Origin of the sequence: Curtobacterium sp. MCLR17_034 (assembly GCF_003234485.1) — a bacterium.
Taxonomy (GTDB): domain Bacteria; phylum Actinomycetota; class Actinomycetes; order Actinomycetales; family Microbacteriaceae; genus Curtobacterium; species Curtobacterium flaccumfaciens.
Genome location: NZ_QKTH01000005.1, coordinates 190,826 through 208,811, shown reverse-complemented (window position 1 = coordinate 208,811; position 17,986 = coordinate 190,826). Strand labels below are relative to the sequence as shown.

At 71.7% G+C, this 17,986-nt stretch carries 18 protein-coding genes and 1 rRNA gene; 16 read left to right on the top strand and 3 right to left on the bottom strand.

What is annotated here, in order from left to right; genetic code table 11:
* The 11 genes from rrf to DEI98_RS08135 form a co-directional block, all read left to right on the top strand.
* A 5S ribosomal RNA gene (rrf, locus tag DEI98_RS08185) occupies positions 1-105 on the top strand; the annotation flags it as partial.
* Between the two features lie 1,389 nt (positions 106-1,494).
* The gene (locus DEI98_RS18635; RefSeq protein ID WP_111100455.1) at positions 1,495-2,346 is read left to right on the top strand and encodes a hypothetical protein; all 852 of its coding nucleotides are present in this window, start codon (positions 1,495-1,497) and stop codon (positions 2,344-2,346) included.
* A 13-nt stretch (positions 2,347-2,359) separates the two neighbouring features.
* Positions 2,360-3,349 (top strand): HAD-IIA family hydrolase, encoded by a 990-nt coding sequence (locus DEI98_RS08170; protein WP_111100454.1) that lies wholly within the window; start codon positions 2,360-2,362, stop codon positions 3,347-3,349.
* A gap of 10 nt (positions 3,350-3,359) precedes the next feature.
* Positions 3,360-3,527: a hypothetical protein gene (locus tag DEI98_RS18630; RefSeq protein ID WP_164941184.1), complete on the top strand. Its 168-nt coding sequence runs from the start codon at positions 3,360-3,362 to the stop codon at positions 3,525-3,527.
* Positions 3,520-4,353, top strand: a complete 834-nt coding sequence (locus tag DEI98_RS08165; RefSeq protein ID WP_111100453.1) for a TlyA family RNA methyltransferase — start codon at positions 3,520-3,522, stop codon at positions 4,351-4,353. The genes DEI98_RS18630 and DEI98_RS08165 overlap by 8 nt, the downstream gene beginning before the upstream one ends.
* Positions 4,350-5,273: an NAD kinase gene (locus tag DEI98_RS08160; RefSeq protein ID WP_071245131.1), complete on the top strand. Its 924-nt coding sequence runs from the start codon at positions 4,350-4,352 to the stop codon at positions 5,271-5,273. The genes DEI98_RS08165 and DEI98_RS08160 overlap by 4 nt, the downstream gene beginning before the upstream one ends.
* 90 nt (positions 5,274-5,363) lie before the next feature.
* Positions 5,364-7,058, top strand: a complete 1,695-nt coding sequence (gene recN, locus DEI98_RS08155) for a DNA repair protein RecN (RefSeq protein ID WP_111047474.1) — start codon at positions 5,364-5,366, stop codon at positions 7,056-7,058.
* Positions 7,059-7,184: 126 nt separating this feature from the next.
* On the top strand, positions 7,185-8,900 hold the full coding sequence (locus tag DEI98_RS08150; RefSeq protein ID WP_111100452.1) for a CTP synthase: 1,716 nt from the start codon (positions 7,185-7,187) through the stop codon (positions 8,898-8,900).
* Between the two features lie 178 nt (positions 8,901-9,078).
* Positions 9,079-9,654, top strand: a complete 576-nt coding sequence (locus DEI98_RS08145) for an NUDIX hydrolase (protein ID WP_071245128.1) — start codon at positions 9,079-9,081, stop codon at positions 9,652-9,654.
* Entirely contained in the window at positions 9,651-10,250 is a 600-nt protein-coding gene (locus DEI98_RS08140) for a DUF1349 domain-containing protein (RefSeq protein WP_111095924.1), read from the top strand. The genes DEI98_RS08145 and DEI98_RS08140 overlap by 4 nt, the downstream gene beginning before the upstream one ends.
* 37 nt (positions 10,251-10,287) lie before the next feature.
* A complete protein-coding gene (locus tag DEI98_RS08135; RefSeq protein WP_111100451.1) occupies positions 10,288-11,268 on the top strand; it encodes a site-specific tyrosine recombinase XerD in 981 nt (326 codons plus the stop codon).
* Between the two features lie 162 nt (positions 11,269-11,430).
* On the opposite strand, the gene DEI98_RS08130 is transcribed toward DEI98_RS08135, so the two are convergent.
* The gene (locus tag DEI98_RS08130; RefSeq protein ID WP_181437981.1) at positions 11,431-11,877 is read right to left on the bottom strand and encodes a DUF2510 domain-containing protein; all 447 of its coding nucleotides are present in this window, start codon (positions 11,875-11,877) and stop codon (positions 11,431-11,433) included.
* Positions 11,878-12,001: 124 nt separating this feature from the next.
* On the opposite strand from DEI98_RS08130, the gene DEI98_RS08125 reads away from it, so the two are divergent.
* Positions 12,002-12,460, top strand: a complete 459-nt coding sequence (locus tag DEI98_RS08125) for an ASCH domain-containing protein (RefSeq protein ID WP_220037074.1) — start codon at positions 12,002-12,004, stop codon at positions 12,458-12,460.
* 45 nt (positions 12,461-12,505) lie between these two features.
* Here DEI98_RS08125 and DEI98_RS08120 read toward each other — a convergent pair whose 3' ends face one another.
* Entirely contained in the window at positions 12,506-13,543 is a 1,038-nt protein-coding gene (locus DEI98_RS08120; RefSeq protein WP_111100448.1) for an LLM class flavin-dependent oxidoreductase, read from the bottom strand.
* Positions 13,544-13,593: 50 nt separating this feature from the next.
* Between DEI98_RS08120 and DEI98_RS08115 the strand changes: the two genes are divergently transcribed.
* Positions 13,594-13,926, top strand: a complete 333-nt coding sequence (locus tag DEI98_RS08115; RefSeq protein ID WP_071405871.1) for a TraR/DksA C4-type zinc finger protein — start codon at positions 13,594-13,596, stop codon at positions 13,924-13,926.
* Between the two features lie 130 nt (positions 13,927-14,056).
* Positions 14,057-14,506 (top strand): TIGR02611 family protein, encoded by a 450-nt coding sequence (locus DEI98_RS08110; RefSeq protein WP_071405873.1) that lies wholly within the window; start codon positions 14,057-14,059, stop codon positions 14,504-14,506.
* A gap of 172 nt (positions 14,507-14,678) precedes the next feature.
* Here the strand turns inward: DEI98_RS08110 and DEI98_RS08105 are convergent, their stop codons facing one another.
* On the bottom strand, positions 14,679-15,932 hold the full coding sequence (locus tag DEI98_RS08105; RefSeq protein WP_111032691.1) for an MFS transporter: 1,254 nt from the start codon (positions 15,930-15,932) through the stop codon (positions 14,679-14,681).
* A 103-nt stretch (positions 15,933-16,035) separates the two neighbouring features.
* Here DEI98_RS08105 and DEI98_RS08100 point away from each other — a divergent pair, with 103 nt between their 5' ends.
* A complete protein-coding gene (locus DEI98_RS08100; RefSeq protein WP_071245119.1) occupies positions 16,036-16,401 on the top strand; it encodes a helix-turn-helix transcriptional regulator in 366 nt (121 codons plus the stop codon).
* A complete protein-coding gene (locus DEI98_RS08095; RefSeq protein ID WP_258370777.1) occupies positions 16,398-17,984 on the top strand; it encodes a methyltransferase in 1,587 nt (528 codons plus the stop codon). Before DEI98_RS08100 ends, DEI98_RS08095 begins: the two co-directional genes overlap by 4 nt.
* Positions 17,985-17,986: the final 2 nt, after the last annotated feature.

Below are 17,986 nucleotides of genomic sequence, written 5' to 3'. Positions count from 1 at the left end.
AGCGAGAGGGAAACGCCCGGTCACATTCCGAACCCGGAAGCTAAGCCTCTCAGCGCCGATGGTACTGCAAGGGGGACCTTGTGGGAGAGTAGGACGCCGCCGGACTTAACGTATGAAAGATGTGGCCATCGGCCCTCCATCGAGAATTCGCAGGGGAAACCCTCGTTCTCGGTCGGGGCCGGTGGCCATTTCTGTTTCTGCCGCCGTTCACTCGACGCCGGCTCCGGTTCGTGATGGACTGGAGGCCGACGTCGGGAAACTGACGCGGCACCCAACACAACGACACAGCGGACGAACGCCCGAGGCACTGCACCGGGCACGCGATGAGGAGCAACGGTGGCGAACGACGACGATCAGCGGCGGAACGACGGGGACCGCGGGGATCGACCCCGGCGAGACGGCGACCGGTTCCCGCGTCGCGACGGCGCTCCGCGTCGGGCCGGCCAGAGCGATGGTCGTTGGTCGTCCGGTCCTCGTGAGTTCGAGCGGCGCGAAGGTGACCGTCGTGATCGTCCGCAGGGTGGAGGCCGTCCGTTCCGGGACGGCGCACCCCGCCGGGACAGCGCTCCGCGTCGCGATGGGGATCGTCCGTTCCGGTCCGGCGACCGGAACGACCGTCCGTCGTGGCAGGGTGACCGCGGTGACTCCGGCCGGCCGCCGCGTGGTGATGGTCCGCGCGGTGCCGATCGTCCGCGACGCGATGGCGATCGTCCGTTCCGTGGTGGCTCTGACCGCCCGGCTCGTGACGGTGATCGTCCGTTCCGTGGCGGGAGTACTGACCGTCCGCGTCGTGACGGTGACCGCCCGTTCCAGGGTGGTTCAGACCGTCCGCGTCGTGATGGCGATCGTCCGTACCGCGGTGGATCGTCAGACCGCCCGGCGCGTGACGGCGATCGTCCGTACCGTGGTGGATCGTCCGACCGCCCGGCGCGTGATGGCGATCGCCCGTACCGCGGTGGCTCGGACCGTCCCGCTCGTGATGGTGATCGTCCGTACCGTGGCGGGTCCTCAGACCGGCCGCGCCGTGACGGGGACCGACCCTTCCAGGGCGGTTCTGACCGTCCGCGTCGCGATGGCGACCGCCCGTACCGCGGGGGCTCCGATCGTCCCGCTCGTGACGGGGACCGCCCGTACCGCGGGGGCTCCGACCGCCCTGCTCGTGACGGGGACCGCCCGTACCGCGGGGGCTCCGACCGCGCTGCTCGCGACGGGGACCGCCCGTACCGCGGTGGTTCGTCCGACCGTCCGGCCCGTGGTGGTTCGTCCGACCGTCCGTTCCGTGGTGGTTCGTCGGACCGCCCGGCTCGCGACGGCGGTGAGGACCGTCGTCGTTTCGGTGACGGCAGCCGTCACGCCGGCGCCCGTTTCGGTGAGGCCGCGCGCGACGACTGGGAGGACCGCGACCCCTACGGCACGAAGTCGATCCGTCCGCGCCACGACGACCCGGAGATCCCCGAGGAGATCCAGGCGCGCGACCTCGACCCCGCGGCCCGGATGGAGTTGAAGACCCTCAGCAAGGACAACGCCGACTGGGTTGCGCGTCACCTCGTGGCTGCTGCGCTCTTCGTCGACGACGACCCCGAGACGGCGAACCAGCACGCCCTGAGCGCTGCTCGTCGTGCCGGTCGTGTCGGTGTCGTCCGCGAGACGGCCGCGATCACCGCGTACCGCCTCGGCGACTTCGCCACCGCGCTCCGGGAGCTCCGCACCTACCGTCGGATCTCCGGTCGCAACGACCAGCTCCCGATGATGGTGGACTGCGAGCGTGGCCTGGGCCGTCCGGAGCGGGCACTCGAGCTCGGTCGTTCGGTCGAGCGCTCGGCCCTCGAGACCCCGGTGCAGGTCGAGCTCGCGATCGCCATGTCCGGCGCTCGTCTCGACCTCGGGAATCCCACAGCCGCCCTCGGCGAGCTGGAGATTCCACAGCTCGACCCATCCACCGCCTACACGTGGTCCCCGGCGCTCTACAGTGCTTACGCGGCCACGCTCGAGGAGCTCGGTCGACAGGACGAGGCCGACGAGTGGTGGGCCCGTGTGGACCGCGCGGCAGCGGCCCTCGCCGAAATCGCGGACGACAACGCTTGGGAGACAGTTGATGTGGTCGAGGAAACGCTCGAAGTCGAAGAACACGGAGACGCCGGAGACAACGACGCCGACGACCTCGGAGCCGACGACGTCGCGACCGACGAACTCGACGGCGACGACGAATCCGCCGACGACCTCGACGACGACCTCGATGACGAACCCGCCCTCGACGACCTCGACGACGACACCTCCGCAGCCGACGAGCCCGGCGAGATCGACGACGACAACCCCCGCGACGTCGACGGCTCCGCAGCCGGCTGAGCACTCGGCGGCCTTGACCGACGGCGTCGACGTGGTCCTCACCGACCTCGACGGCGTCGTCTACCGGGGCCGCAACGCCATCCCGCACGCGGTCGAAGCCCTGACCCGGGCATCGCTCACGGCGCGGGTCGGCTACATCACGAACAACGCATCGCGCCGGCCGATCGACGTCGCCGAGCACCTCGAGCGCTACGGGCTCGAGGTGCCCGAGGGCGACGTCGTCACCTCGTCACAGGCCGGCGTCCAGCTGCTCGCGACCCTGGTGCCGGCCGGAGCGACCGTCCTGGTCACCGGCGGGCTCGGGCTGTCCAGCATCGTCGAGGAAGCCGGGTTCACCGTCACCTCGAGTGCCGAGGACTCCCCGGCCGCGGTCATCCAGGGCTTCTCACCGGACCTCGGTTGGAAGGAACTGGCCGAGGCCTCCTTCGCCCTGGCCGACCCGGACGTGCCGTGGGTGGCCACGAACATGGACTGGTCGATCCCGGTCGAGCGGGGCATCGCGCCCGGCAACGGCACGCTCGTGTCCGCCGTGCACCAGGCGGTCGGCCGGATGCCCGTCGTCGCCGGCAAGCCCGAGCGGCCGATCTTCGACACGGCGGTCGAGCGCTTCGGCGGCGGTCGGACCCTGTTCATCGGGGACCGGTTGGACACCGACATCAAGGGCGCGAACGACGTCGGGATCCCGAGCGTGCTCGTGCTCACCGGCATCGACAAGGCGAAGCAGGTGCTCGCGGCCGACCAGCGCTCGCGTCCCACCTACGTGCTCGAAGACCTCCGAGGGCTGTCCCAGCCGTACCCGGACACGGTGCGGCGCGAGGACGAGGACGGCACCCGGTACGTGACCGTCGGGACTGCGACGGTGGCGATGCGCGGGCACGTCGTCCGGGTGCTCGACGCCGGGACGGACATCGATCGGCTCCGTGCCGGCTCGACGCTCATCTGGGAGTCCGGGTTGGCCATCTACGGCCTCGACGTGGACCCGCAGCTGTACGGCGGCGAGTAGCGTGTCGGACGTGCCGAACCCCGAGCAGCCGTCCGCCGAACCCGAGCAGCAGGACGCCTTCGCCGCGCGCACCGCCGAGGCCGAGGCCCTGCCGCTCGCCGAGCGCGCCGACGCCTTCTCCGCCCTGCACGACGAGCTGCGGACGCGGCTCGAGAGCGGCGGCTCCGCGAGTGCCTGAGCCGGACGGAGCCGTGCACGACGCGACCCCGGTCCGCCTCGACGCCCTCCTCGCTGCACGCGGGCTCGCACGGTCGCGCACCGTCGCCAGCAAGCTGATCCAGGACGGCCGGGTGCTCGTGGGCGGCCGTGCCGTCCTGAAGCCGTCGACGCCGACCGCATCCGACGCGGACATCGAAGTCGACGCCGCGGACGAGTGGGTCTCGCGCGCGGCCCGGAAGCTCGTCGGTGCACTCGACGCGTTCGACGTCGACCCCGCCGACCGGGTCGTGCTCGACGTGGGCGCGAGCACCGGCGGGTTCACCCAGGTGCTGCTCGCACGCGGCGCGCGCCGAGTCATCGCGCTCGACGTGGGGCACGGACAGCTGCACCCCACCATCGCGCTCGACGAACGCGTCGCCGTGGTCGAGGGGACGAACGCGCGGAACCTCACGCGCGCCGACTACCTGGCGCTCGACGGCACCGCCGCCGAGACGAGCCTGGTGGTGGGCGACCTGTCCTTCATCTCGCTCCGACTGGTGCTGCCGGCGCTGGCCGAAGCCGTCCCCGCGGACGAGTTCGTGCTCCTGGTGAAGCCCCAGTTCGAAGTGGGTCGTGGCGGTGTGCGCGAGGGCATCGTGCACGACGCCGGGCTCCGGAACGACGCGCTCATGAACGTGCTGTGGGCGGCGTGGGACCTGGGCCTCGGCACCAGTGGGCTCGCCGCGTCCCCGATCGTCGGGACACACGGCAACCACGAGTACCTGGCCCGCTTCCAGCGCGGTGTCGGGGGCAATCCGACAGAATGGAGAGTCCGGGCGACCGAACTCACGGAAGGGTCTTCATGAGTGACGAACGGCACATCCTGCTCGTGTCCCACACGGGTCGCCGCGACTCGATCGACGCTGCGGTCGAGGTCTGCGACCTCCTGCACGCAGCCGGTCTCACGCCCGTCATGCCCTTCGACGAGTACGCCGACATCCGTCGTGCCGAAGCGTCGGTCGGCAAGGTCGACATCCTCGGCGTCGACGTCCAGCCGAACCAGCTCGAGATCGTCATCGTGCTCGGTGGCGACGGCACGATCCTCCGCGCGGCCGAACTCGTGCGGAACACCGGCGCTCCGCTGATCGGGGTGAACCTCGGGCACGTCGGGTTCCTGGCCGAGAGCGAACGTGACGGCCTGTCCGAGACGGTCGAGCGTGCGCTGTCCGGCGAGTACAACGTCGAGGAACGCGTCACCCTGCAGGTCGACGTGGTCGTCGGCAACCAGATCGTCTACTCGAGCTGGGCGCTGAACGAGGCCACGATCGAGAAGGCCTCCCGGGAACGGATGCTCGAGGTCGTCACCGAGGTCGACGGTCGCCCACTGTCGTCGTTCGGCTGCGACGGCGTGGTCGTGTCGACCCCGACCGGCTCCACGGCGTACTCGTTCTCCGGCGGTGGCCCCATCGTGTGGCCGGACGTCGACGCGCTGCTCATGGTGCCGCTGAGCGCCCACGCCCTGTTCGCCCGACCGATCGTCGTCGGGCCGGACTGCACGCTCGCGATCGAGGTCCTGCGGCGCACGAGCGGCGTCGGTGTCCTCTGGTGCGACGGCCGACGGACCCACGACCTGCCCCCGGGCGCCCGTGTCGAGGTCCGGCGTTCGCCCGATCCGGTGCGGGTCGCCCGACTCAAGGACGCTCCGTTCACCGACCGCCTGGTCGCGAAGTTCCAGCTGCCCGTCGCCGGGTGGCGCGGCCCCCAGAGCGACGAGGACGACCGATGAGCACGGAGGACGACCGATGATCGGCGTGGAAGGGCGCAGCATCGCTTCCGCCGGGTCAGCCGTGGCGCAGGGAACGACGGAGGACGACCGATGATCGAGGAGATCGCGATCCGCGACCTCGGTGTCATCGGTGAGACCACGCTCGAACTCGGGCCTGGCTTCACCGTCGTCACCGGCGAGACCGGTGCGGGCAAGACCATGATCGTCACGGCGCTCGGGCTGCTGCTCGGTGCGCGGGCCGATGCCGGTTCGGTGCGCCGCGGTGCGTCGAGCGCCGTCGTCGAAGGCCGCTGGCACGTCCCCGAGCAGGACGCCGTCGCCGAACGCGTCGAGGACGCCGGCGGCACCGTCGAGGACGGCGAACTCATCCTCACCCGCACGGTCTCCGCCGAGGGGCGCAGCCGCGCCACGGTGGGCGGTCGCAGTGCGCCCGTGGCGGTACTCGGCGAGCTCGCCGACCAGCTCGTCACCGTGCACGGGCAGTCGGACCAGATCCGCCTGACCTCGGCCACGGCGCAGCGAGCTGCCCTCGACGGGTTCGGGGGAGCCTCGCTCGAGAAGGCCCTCGCCCGGTACGTCGCCGCGTACGACGCCTGGCAGCAGCACGCCGGTGACCTCGAGGTCCTGGTCCGCGACCGGGACGACCGTGTGGCCGAGGCCGAGCGGATCCGCGCGGCCTCCGACGAGATCGAGGCCGCCGACCCGCAGCCCGGCGAGGACGTCGAGCTGGCCGAACGCGCCGAACGGTTGGGCAACCTCGAGGAGCTCCGGTTGTCCGCTGCCCTGGCGCACGAGGCATTGTCCAGCGAGTCCCTCGACGGCGTCTCCGACGTCGTCGGCCTGGTCGAGTCCGCACGCCGTGCCGTGGAGCGCGTCGCGTCGTCGGACAGTGCCCTGCAGCCGGTGCTCGAGCAGCTCACGGAGCTCGGGATCCAGGCGGCCGAGGCCTCGGCGAGCATCTCGAGCTACCTCGGTTCCCTGGAACCCGAGGCCGGGCACGACCTCGAACTCATCAACGAACGCCGAGCCCTGCTGGCCGGCCTCACCCGCAAGTACGGCGAGACGGTGGACGACGTCATCGCCTACGGACAGCGCGCGAGCGACCGGCTGCTCGAGCTCGACGGCGACGACGACCGGATCGCGGCGTTGCAGCAGTCGGTCGAGCAGGACGAGCAGGCGCTCGAGTCCGCCGCCGCCGCGCTCACGACGGCGCGCACCAAGGCGGCCACCGACCTGGCGAAGCGCGTGACCGCTGAGCTGAAGACCCTCGCGATGGGTGGCGCGACGCTGGTGGTCGAGGTCACCGACGCCGGCGAGTACCGCCGCCACGGCCGTGACCAGGTCACGATCCTGCTCCAGCCGCACTCCGGCACCGACCCCCGGCCGATCGGCAAGGGGGCGTCCGGCGGTGAGCTGTCGCGCGTGATGCTCGCGATCGAGGTCGTCATGGCCGGCAGCACCACGGTGCCGACGTTCGTCTTCGACGAGGTCGACGCCGGTGTCGGCGGGGCGGCGGCGATCGAGATCGGCCGACGGCTGGCGAAGCTCGCCGAGCGCACGCAGGTCATCGTCGTCACGCACCTGGCCCAGGTCGCGGCCTTCGCGAACAACCACCTCAACGTCGTGAAGGACGCCAGCGGGGCCGTCACGTCGTCGAGCGTGCGCCGGCTCGAGGGCGAGGACCGGCTGCAGGAGATGGCACGGCTGCTATCCGGACTCGGTGACAGCGCCAGCGGCATCGAGCACGCCCGCGAGCTGCTCGACGTGGCCGGCCAGCGAGCCTGACGACCAAGCAGGCGGGTGCCGCCCGCCGACCCGGCCACGGCCCGAGGACCCGGCCACCCACCCGCGCAACGCCCACGGCGAACCGAGGTCGCGCCTCCCGGCAGTTCTGACGTACGATGGAATCCCGTGGCGGACACTCTCAGCGGCGGTACCAATTCTTCGAACTCGACCCCGAAGGTGACGAAGCAGATCTTCGTGACCGGCGGGGTCGTCTCGTCTCTCGGCAAGGGCCTGACGGCGGCCAGCCTCGGCAACCTGCTCACGGCTCGCGGCCTCAAGGTCGTCATGCAGAAGCTCGACCCGTACCTCAACGTGGACCCGGGCACCATGAACCCGTTCCAGCACGGCGAGGTCTTCGTGACCGACGACGGTGCGGAGACGGACCTCGACATCGGGCACTACGAGCGCTTCCTCGACATCAACCTGTCGCAGGCCGCGAACGTCACGACCGGTCAGGTGTACTCGACGGTGATCGCCAAGGAGCGTCGCGGCGAGTACCTCGGCGACACGGTGCAGGTCATCCCGCACATCACCGACGAGATCAAGCGCCGGATGCGCGAGCAGGCGCAGAACGACCCGCAGCCAGACGTCATCATCACCGAGGTCGGTGGCACCGTCGGCGACATCGAGTCGCAGCCGTTCATCGAGTCCGCCCGTCAGGTCCGGCACGAGCTCGGCCGCAACAACGTGTTCTTCGTGCACGTCTCGCTGGTGCCGTTCATGAACGCCTCGGGTGAGCAGAAGACCAAGCCCACGCAGCACTCCGTCGCCGCGCTCCGGTCGATCGGCATCCAGCCCGACGCGCTCGTGCTGCGGTCGGACCGTCCGGTGTCGGAGTCGAACAAGCGCAAGATCGCGCTGATGTGTGACGTCGACGAGGACGCCGTGGTGAATGCCGTCGACGTCCCCTCGATCTACGACCTGCCGACGCTGCTGAACAACCAGGGCCTCGACCAGGTCATCGTCGAGGCGCTCAAGCTCGACGCCGGTCCGGTCGACTGGACCGCGTGGACCCCGGTGCTGAAGGCCGTGCACGAGCCGAAGAAGGCCGTCACGATCGCCCTGGTCGGCAAGTACATCGACCTGCCGGACGCCTACCTGTCCGTCACCGAGGCGCTCCGTGCCGGCGGCTTCGCGCACGACGCCAAGGTGACGCTGAAGTGGGTCGTGTCCGACGACTGCACCACGCCCGAGGGCGCGGCGAAGCAGCTCGGCGACGTCGACGGCATCTGCATCCCCGGTGGGTTCGGCGTGCGCGGCATCGAGGGCAAGCTCGGCGCGCTGAAGTTCGCGCGTGAGCAGGGCATCCCGACGCTCGGCCTGTGCCTCGGCCTGCAGTGCATGGTCATCGAGTACGCCCGCCACGAGGTCGGTCTGACCGACGCGTCGAGCACCGAGTTCGACCCGGAGACCTCCACTCCGGTCATCGCGACGATGGCGGAGCAGGTCGACATCATCGCCGGTGGCGACCTGGGCGGCACGATGCGCCTGGGCCTGTACCCGGCGTCGTTCACCGATGGTTCGCTGGCGGCGGAGCTGTACGGAGCGCCCGAGGCGTCCGAGCGCCACCGTCACCGCTACGAGGTGAACAACAAGTACCGCGAGCAGATCGCGGACGCCGGCCTCGTCTTCTCGGGCACGTCGCCCGACGGCACGCTGGTGGAGTACGTCGAGCTCCCGCGCGACGTGCACCCGTTCTACATCGCCACCCAGGCGCACCCGGAGCTCCGCTCGCGTCCGACCGATGCGCACCCGCTGTTCGCGGGGCTCGTCGCGGCCGCGATCGAGCGCCACGAGGCGTCCAGCCTGTTCGACCCGCAGACCGAGGAGCAGGTCGCGTAAGCGCCGGTCTCCACGATCGGACGGGAGGCGCGGTGCCAGCTGGCACCGCGCCTCCCGTCCGTCCGGGGTCGCGTCCACGGCACCTGGTTCCGGACACGGAACCGCGGAACGACGCGGTGCTGTGTCCGGAACCTGGTTCCGATGGGGGCGTCAGGGGGGCGCGTGCTTGGATGGGGACGTGACAGACGCACCGATCGCTGACGAGTCCGCCTCCTTCGAGGTCACCGAATCCACCGTCGTGTACGAGGGCGCCGTCTGGGACGTGCGCCGCGACACCGTCGCGTACAACGGCGACTCGATGGTCCGCGAGTACATCGACCACACCGGTGCCGTCGCCGTGTACGCGGAGGACGACGAGGGCCGCGTCCTGGTCATCCAGCAGTACCGGCACCCGGTGCGGCTGCGCGACTGGGAGCTGCCCGCGGGCCTGCTCGACATGGAGGGCGAGGACCACCTGACGGCCGCGAAGCGCGAGCTGGGCGAGGAGGCCGACCTCGAGGCCGACACGTGGGAGCCCCTGGTCCGGTACAACACGTCCTCGGGCGGCAGCGACGAGTTCATCCAGATCTACCGGGCGCGCGGTGTCCGGTCGACCGAGTCTGCGTTCGAGCGCGAGGCGGAAGAGGCCGACATCGTGACGCGCTGGGTCCCGCGGGCGGAGCTGCTCGAGGGGATCCTGGGCGGTCGGCTCAACAACTCGGCCCTCGTCGTCGCGACGCTCGCCGTCGAGGCCATCGAACAGCGCGGCAAGTGAGCGGGTCCGCGGCCGACGGTCTGCGCGACCTGGTCACCTCCGGCACCTGGACGCACGAGCCGGAGGTCGCCGGGTTCGACGGCGACGTGTTCCGCGTCACCGCGGTCGAGGGCAGTGACGCCTGGCGGACCACCTCGTACGGGTTCGTGCACGACTCCGAGCACGCGCTGCTGCAGCCGACGGACGGGCCGTTCTCGGTCGAGGCGTCGTTCGTGCTCGACTACACCGAGCAGTTCGACCAGGCCGGGGTGTTCCTGCGCGTCGACGAACAGACCTGGATCAAGGCCGGTGTGGAGTTCTCGGACGGAGCGCCGCAGCTCGGCGCCGTGGTGACGCGGGGGTTCTCGGACTGGTCGGTGTCGCCCGTGCCGGAGTGGGCGGACCGGGTGGTGACCGTCCGCGCGAGCCGCGATGGCGACGCCGTGACGATCCGGGCGTGGGCCGAGGGTGAGGAACCCCGCCTCGTCCGGGTCGCGTACCTCGACCCGGACGCCGTCGTGTCCGCGGGGCTGCTGTGCGCCGGGCCGACGCGGGCCGGGCTGACCGTGACGTTCACCGGGTTCCGCGTGGGCACGCCGGACGAGGCGTTGCACTGACGGCGGGTGGCCCCGCGCCGGTTAGCCTGCTGAGGTGATGCCCCTCGACCGTGCCGCGGAGACGTACCTGCGGCACGTCGCGATCGAGCGGGGACTCTCGCAGCACACGTTGTCGGCGTACCGGCGGGACCTCGTCGTGTTCACGTCGTGGTTGGCGGCCGCTCCGGTCGTCGAGTCGGACGGTGCGGACCGGGCCGGGGGATCCTCGGTGCTGCTGGACGTGGCACGGTTGGCACGGGCGGACGTCTCGGGGTTCGTGACGCACCTGGCCACCCGACCGGAAGGTCCGCTGGCACCGCGGTCGATCGCGCGGATGCTCAGCTCGGTGCGCTCGTTCACCGCCTTCGCCGCGGGGGAGGGCTGGTTGCCGCTCGACCCTGGCACCGCCGTCCGGCCGCCGAAGGCCCCGATGCGGCTGCCGAAGGCGATCCCCGTCGAGGACATGGAACGGCTGCTCGGGGCGGTTTCCGTCGACGCCGATGACCCCGTCCAACTGCGGGACAAGGCCCTGCTCGAGCTGCTCTACGCCACCGGTGCGCGGATCTCCGAGGCGGTGGGGCTGTCGGTGGACGACGTGACGACGCTGTCGGACGCCGACGGTGAGCTCTCGGTCGTGAAGGTCACGGGCAAGGGCAACAAGCAGCGCATCGTGCCGCTCGGCAGCTTCGCCCGTGCAGCGATCGACGCGTACCTGGTGCGGGCACGGCCGGTGTTCGCAGCACGCGGGCCGTCGACGCCGGCACTGTTCCTCGGTGCCCGTGGAGCGCGGTTGTCGCGGCAGAGTGCCTGGCTCGTGATCCAGGCCGCCGCTGCTGCCGCCGACCTGGAGGCACACGTGTCTCCCCACACGTTCCGGCACTCGTTCGCGACGCACCTGCTCGAGGGCGGTGCTGATGTGCGCGTGGTGCAGGAGTTGCTCGGGCACGCGAGTGTCGCCACGACGCAGATCTACACGATGGTCACGGCGGACATGCTGCGGGACGTGTACCAGACGGCACACCCGCGGGCGCGGCGGTAGGCGGGCCCGGTGGGCCGTGCGGGTGCCTGGGCCGTGCGGGTGCGGGTGCGGGTGCGCGAGGGGCGCGTTTCGTGAGCAGAAATGGTCGGGTCGCGCCGTCTCACCCGACCATTTCTGCTCACGAAGTGCCGTGGACCGCGGCGGTAGGCGGTCCCTACGCGCTCAGAACAGGTGGAACTGGGCCGACGCGGCGATGACCGTCGTCGTCACCGCGACGACGAGGGCGCTCGCCGAAGCGCTCCGCGCCAGGACGGCCCAGGCACCGACGGCCCCGGGACGGACGATGCCGATGACCCCGCACGCCACGGCGAGCAGCCCCGCCAGGCCCCAGGGGTTCGCGACGACCGAGACCACGGCGAGCAGCACCGCGAGCACCGTGAACACGCAGAGCCGACGGGCGCCGGTGGTGCCCGATGCCCACGCGTCCGTCCGGATCGCCGCGGTCTGCACCGAGAACGACGGCCCCACCGGCGCGACGACGATCGGCGTGACCGGGTCAGCAGCGGCCGCGGGGACCCGCGTGGCTGCGCCCCAGGTGCGACCGTCCCACCAGCGCAGACGACGGGCGTCCTGCGGGTCCGGGAACCAGCCTGCGGCCGGCAGCGTCACGGTTGCTCCTCGAGGTGCGGGGTGGATCGACGCTCCCGAGCCTAGGAGCGCGGTCGGCTTCGCCCCAGTCCCCAGCCGGGTGTCAGCACAAGGGGGGACCGGACCGGTGCACTACGGTCGGGGCGTGCCCTCGACGCTCGACGACTTCTGGACCGCGCGACGCAGCGAGCGTCCGAGCCTTCCGACGGAGGTGCCGGAGGCGTGGTCCTTCGGCGCGACCGCGGAGCAGGCGGACGCGCTCCTGCAGCTCGTGCTCGACGGGGTCAAGGTCGGCACGGCGTCGTCGCTCTGGGACTACGAGGCGACCGGCGATCCACTGCCCGCGGCCGACGAGGTGAGCGTCGTGACCGACGGCTCGGGTGCGCCCCGTGCCGTCATCGAGACGACGGCGGTCCGGGTGGTGCCGTTCGACCAGGTCGACGCCGACCACGCCTGGGCCGAGGGGGAAGGCGACCGGACGCTCGAACACTGGCGGACCGTGCACGAGGCGTTCTGGCGCGCACACTCGGAGAACCCGCGGGGGTTCGCGCCGGACATGCCGGTCGTGTGCGAGCGGTTCCGGCTGCTCTGGCCCGAGGGCTGAGCCCGAGCCCGAACGGCTGAGCCCGAGCCCGAAACCGATCCGGGGTCAGGCGGGGACCGGCTCCGCGTCGACCTCGGTGAACACGTCCTTCACGGCGGCGAGCAGCCGGGCGTTGAAGTCCACACCGAGCTGGTTCGGCACGGTGACGAGCACGGTGTCGGCAGCACGGACGGCCTGGTCGGCCGCGAGCTCCGCGACGAGCTGTTCGGGCTCACCGATGTAGGACCGGCCGAACCGGGCCAGCCCGCCGTCGAGGTGCCCGACCTGGTCCTGCCCCTCGACCTGCGCGCGCACGCCGAAGTAGTGGCGCGACTCGTCGTCGATGATCGGGATGATGCTGCGCGAGACCGAGACGCGCGGTTCGCGGTCCCAGCCCGACTCGGACCACACCCGGCGGAAGCGCTCGATCTGCTCGGCCTGCAGCTGGTCGAAGGGCACGCCGGTGTCCTCGGTCAGCAGGGTCGAGGACATCAGGTTCATGCCCTGCTCGGCGGTCCACTCGGCGGTGGCACGGGTGCCGGCGCCCCACCAGATCCGGTCGCCGAGCGAGTCGGAGAGCGGGTAGATCGGCAGGGACCCGACCGACCCGGTCATCTGCGGGTTGGCGTTGGCCATCGGCTCGCCGGCGATCGCGCGGCGGAACACGTTCGTGTGCGCACGGGCCATGTCGCCGCCGTTCTCGTCAGCGGCGTCGGGCACGTAGCCGAACTGCTGGTAGCCGGCGAGGGCGGTCTCGGGTGATCCCCGCGAGACACCGAGCTGCAGTCGCCCGCCGGAGATGAGGTCGGTGGCCGCGGCCTCTTCCGCCATGTAGAGCGGGTTCTCGTAGCGCATGTCGATGACGCCGGTGCCGATCTCGATCCGGCTGGTCCTCGCGGCGATGGCGGAGAGCAGCGGGAACGGTGCGGCCTGCTGCGGCGCGAAGTGGTGGACGCGGAAGTAGGCGCCGTCGACGCCGGCTTCCTCGGCTGCGACCGCGAGGTCGATCGCCTGCACCAGGGCCTCCCGCCCGCTGCGCACCTTCGACCCCGGCACGTCACGCCAGTGTCCGAACGACAGGAACCCGATCTTCGTCATGTCCATGCGAACGCATCCGGAGGCGGGGCCATTCCGCCGCGACTACCGTGGCCGGCATGGAGGACCCCCGCCCCGCACTCGAGGCCGAACGCGCCCGCAACGAACGGCTGCTGCTCGACGTCGAGCGGAGCATGCGTGACGTCAGTGACGCCCGGCAGGACGCGAACTCCGACGACGAACACGACCCGGAGGGTGCGACCCTGGCCTGGGAACGCGGCTCGCTCGGTGCGGTCCGCGACGGCGCCCAACTGCGAGTCCGCCAGGTGGACGCAGCGCTCGCACGACTCGACGACGGCACCTACGGGCGCTGCACGGTCGGTGGTGAGCCGATCCCGGAGGCCCGGCTGGCCGCCGTCCCGTGGGCGGCGACGTGCGTCGCGCACGCGTGAGGGGCACGCGATCGGTGCCGCCTGACGGCCTGGAGGCGCGGGCTGTCCCCGCCACGCGCCTCCCGGCATGCGCACCCCGCGTCCACCCCGTGCGCCGCTGATTCCCAGCCGCGCGCCCTACGTTTTCGGCATGGACGGCGACCCGAACGACCGACCCGGCGAAGCCCGGGCCGACGGCGCGCCGCGCCAGCGCTTCCAGTGGTTCCACCGCCTGCGCACCTGGATCCACGCGCGGCCGCACGTGCACCTGCTCTACAAGGTGCTCGTCGGTCTGGTGGGCGGGCTGGTCGTCATCATCGGGCTGATCCTGGTGCCGCTGCCGGGCCCGGGGTGGCTCGTGGTGTTCATCGGCCTCACGGTGCTGGCGAGCGAGTTCCACTTCTTCCACAAGATCATCACGTGGCTCAAGGCGCAGCTGCACCGCTTCTGGGACTGGGCCAAGCGGCACGGGCCGAAGCGTCTGCGCGATGCTGCAGACCGGGGCAAGGCCGATGTCGATGCTGCGCACACCGGGGCAGCGCGGACCGTCGGGGTGCGTGCGCGCGCTCGCGGGACGAACTCGGCGCGACCGGGCCACTAGTCGGGCCGCTGCGGTCGGGCGCTGGTGCTGTCGGCACCGTGCGGCGCTGGTCACCGCGTGCGAGGTTGATGGCTCCGTGCGGCGCTGCAGGCCCGCACCGAGCGATCAACCTCGCACCGAATGGGCATGGCCGCACCGTGCGAGTGCGTCCCACCAGGCGGACGGACCGTGCCTACTCAGCCGCGACCCGGATCGAGCCGGTGGCGGTGCGCTCGATGACCTCGGCCGCGCGCTCCTCGACCTCGGCGGCGTCCTTCGACGACAGCTGCAGCACGAGGGCGACGACTGCGGCGAGCACGATGAAACCGCCGTACCCGGCGATGACCGGGACGAGCCCGACCGAGGGCTCGAGCAGCCCGCCGATGACCGAGGGCACCCCGAACGCCAGGTAGCTGACGACGTAGATCGTGGAGAGCAGCCCGGCGCGGTGGGTCGGGGCAGCGGTGGCGAGCAGCATCCGCAGCGGCGCCTGGAACCCGGCGCCGAATCCGACACCGGCGATGGCGCTGCCGACGACCATGCCCGGCAGGGAGTGCGCGAACACGAACGACACGGTGACGATCGGGCCGAGCACGAGGGCAACGAGTCCGAGCAGGACCGCGCGACGGGTGTCCATCCGCTGGATCGCCAGGCCGGTCAGCGCGCCGACGCCCGTGACCACGGCGATGAGCGCACCGGCGGCGAAGTGGTTGGTGATGCCGAACACCGTGCCGAGCGCCGAGGGGACGAGCGACAGGAACATGCCGCCGAGGGCCCAGCTGGCGACGAGCGAGCCGGCGACGCCGCGGAACAGCCGGCGTGAGGACCGCGGCACGCTGATCGTCGGACGCAGGGAGCGAAGAGCGCCGGGACGACGCTGCACCTGCTCGGGGACGACGAACAGTGCGAGCACCAGCAGCACGAGGAGCGCGCCGAACAGCAGGTAGACGAGCTGCTCCGGTGCCGGACCCCACTGCACCAGCGCGCCGCTCGACATCGCGCCGGTGGCGAGTGCGATCGGCGGGATGACGCCGTTCAGCACGCCGGCCATGGTCGGGTGGCGTTCGAGGGAGTTGTCGATGAGGGCTGCGCCGAGGGCCCCGATGAGCAGCCCGACCGAGACACCCTGCACGATCCGGTCGACGATGAGCGCGACGACCCCGTCCGCCATCGCGAACAGGCCGAGCGACAGTGCGACACCCAGGCCGCCGACGACCAGGACAGGCTTGCGGCCGACGTGGTCGGACAGGCGACCCGCGACGAGCAGGCTCGCCAACAGGCCGGCGACGTAGATGGCGAAGACCCCGGTGAGCATGAGCGGGGTGAGGTGCCACTCGGCTGCGTAGACCGGGTAGATCGGCGACGGCACGGCCGACGACGCGACCGAGACCAGGAGCATCGCCGCCAGGATCCAGAACCCGGCGACCGAACGAGCTGACTGGTGCATGCGCACCCCTTTCCATCTCCGTGCAGTACGACTGCATTCGTACCGCACTCGAACAGTACGACGCAAGTCGTACAGCAAGCCGAACGGTGGTAGCGTCCCGTCCATGCCCGCGCACGTCGATGCTCCTGAACGGCTGCCGCAGCCGTCCGTGGCCGAGATGGACCTCCCGGTCGTGATGGACGCCCTGAGCGATCCGATCCGGCTCGCGATCCTGCACCGCTACCTGGTCGACGCGGCCGGGGGTGAGCGCAGCTGCGGCTGGGTCGGCATCGACCGGCCGAAGTCCACGCTGACCCACCACTTCCGGGTCCTGCGCGAGGCCGGTCTGCTCGAGCAGCACCTGGAGGGCCTGACCCGCGTCAGCCGCGTCCGCGTCGAGGACGTGCAGCAGCGGTTCCCCGGGCTCCTCGACCTGGTGCTCGACTGGCAGGTCCCCGCGGCCCTGCTGCGCGAGGGGATCGCCTCGTGAGCGACGGTGCAACCGCCAGCGTGGACACGGTGCGCACGCTGCCGTCGATCGTCGCGGACCCCGCCGTCACCACGGCGCTCGCCGCGGACCTGACGGCCGCTGGCTTCACCGTCGACCGGCTCGACTCGCTGTGGGGCGCCGAGGCCGCCGCATCGCTGCACCGCGGTTCGCGGGTCGCCGCGCTCCGCGCGCTCGCCGCCCGCGAGACCACGCCGCTCGGCAGCCTGGCGACGCTGTTCGTGCTCGGCCTGCCGGTGGTGCGGGCCGAGGCCGCCGCGGCGTTCCCGACCGCCGGGCTCGACGCCGTCATCGCCGCGGGCCTGCTGCGCAGTGAAGGCGACAGTGCCGACGCGCTCGTGCACCCCACCGTCGACCTGCGTCCCTACGCCTTCGTCGACGACCTCGGCGCCGGCAGCTGGTGGATCGTCTCCGACCTCGGCGAGCTCGCCCTCGGGCACGCCATCAGCGAGGAACACGTCCTCGGCATCGGCGGCGCCACCACGACGCTGAGCGGCCTGCAGGTGCCCGTCCCGGTCGAGCGTGTGCTCGACCTCGGCACCGGGTGCGGCATCCAGGCCATGCACGCGCGGCGCTTCGCCGACCAGGTGGTCGCCACCGACATCTCGCGCCGTGCCCTCGACATCGCCCGGTTCAACGCCCGACTCAACGGCATCGACGGCATCGACTTCCGGTTCGGCTCACTGTTCGAGCCGGTCGCGGGGGAGCGCTTCGACCGGATCGTGTCGAACCCGCCCTTCGTCATCACACCTCGTCGCGAGGGCGTCCCGTCGTACGAGTACCGCGACGGCGGCATGGTCGGCGACGCCCTGGTCGAGACGGTGCTCCGCGGCCTGTCCGACCACCTGGAGCCCGGCGGCACCGCTCAGCTCCTCGGCAACTGGGAGTACCACTGGGGTGTCGACGGCCTGGACCGCGTGCGCGGCTGGTTCGCCGACACCGACCTCGACGTCTGGGTGATCGAGCGCGAGCGGCAGGACCCGACGCCCTACGCGGAGACCTGGATCCGCGACGGCGGGACGAAGCCCGGCACGGCCGAGTTCGACAACCTGATGGGCGCCTGGCTCGACGACTTCGCGGACCGTCGCGTCACCGGCGTCGGCTTCGGCTACGTCGTGGTGCGTCGACCCCTGCCTGGAGGCACGTCCGGCCTCCGCCGGTTCGAGCGCGTCCCCGAGACGCTCGGCTCCAACCCCGCGGGCCTCGGCGCGACGGTCGCCCGCGTCCTCGACGCAGCCGCCTGGCTCGCCGCGCACGACGACGCTGCGCTCGCCACCGCCCACCTGTCGGTGGCCGGTGACGTCACCGAGGAGCGGTACTACTGGCCGGGTAACGACGACCCGACCGTGATGACCCTGGTGCAGGGTGGCGGGCTCGGGCGCCGGGTGGACGCGGACACCGCACTCGCAGCGTTCGTGGGTGCGTGCGACGGCGACCTGTCCGTCGCCGCGATCATCGGCGCGCTCGCGCAGATCACCGGCGTGGACGAGCGGGCGCTCGCCGCCGACCTGCTGCCGGCGGCGCGCGACCTGGTGCTCGACGGGCTGCTCGTCCCCGCTGCCTGACG

Excerpts from the sequence above, each read along its gene's own strand:
- DEI98_RS18635 (WP_111100455.1), top strand. The coding sequence starts at position 1,495 with ATGGAGTTGAAGACCCTCAGCAAGGACAACGCCGACTGGGTTGCGCGT.
- DEI98_RS08120 (WP_111100448.1), bottom strand. The coding sequence starts at position 13,543 with ATGGACATGACGAAGATCGGGTTCCTGTCGTTCGGACACTGGCGTGAC.
- DEI98_RS08110 (WP_071405873.1), top strand. The coding sequence starts at position 14,057 with ATGGACGGCGACCCGAACGACCGACCCGGCGAAGCCCGGGCCGACGGC.
- DEI98_RS08160 (WP_071245131.1), top strand. The coding sequence starts at position 4,350 with ATGAGTGACGAACGGCACATCCTGCTCGTGTCCCACACGGGTCGCCGC.
- recN (WP_111047474.1), top strand. The coding sequence starts at position 5,364 with ATGATCGAGGAGATCGCGATCCGCGACCTCGGTGTCATCGGTGAGACC.
- DEI98_RS08115 (WP_071405871.1), top strand. The coding sequence starts at position 13,594 with ATGGAGGACCCCCGCCCCGCACTCGAGGCCGAACGCGCCCGCAACGAA.
- DEI98_RS08105 (WP_111032691.1), bottom strand. The coding sequence starts at position 15,932 with ATGCACCAGTCAGCTCGTTCGGTCGCCGGGTTCTGGATCCTGGCGGCG.
- DEI98_RS08100 (WP_071245119.1), top strand. The coding sequence starts at position 16,036 with ATGCCCGCGCACGTCGATGCTCCTGAACGGCTGCCGCAGCCGTCCGTG.
- DEI98_RS08135 (WP_111100451.1), top strand. The coding sequence starts at position 10,288 with ATGCCCCTCGACCGTGCCGCGGAGACGTACCTGCGGCACGTCGCGATC.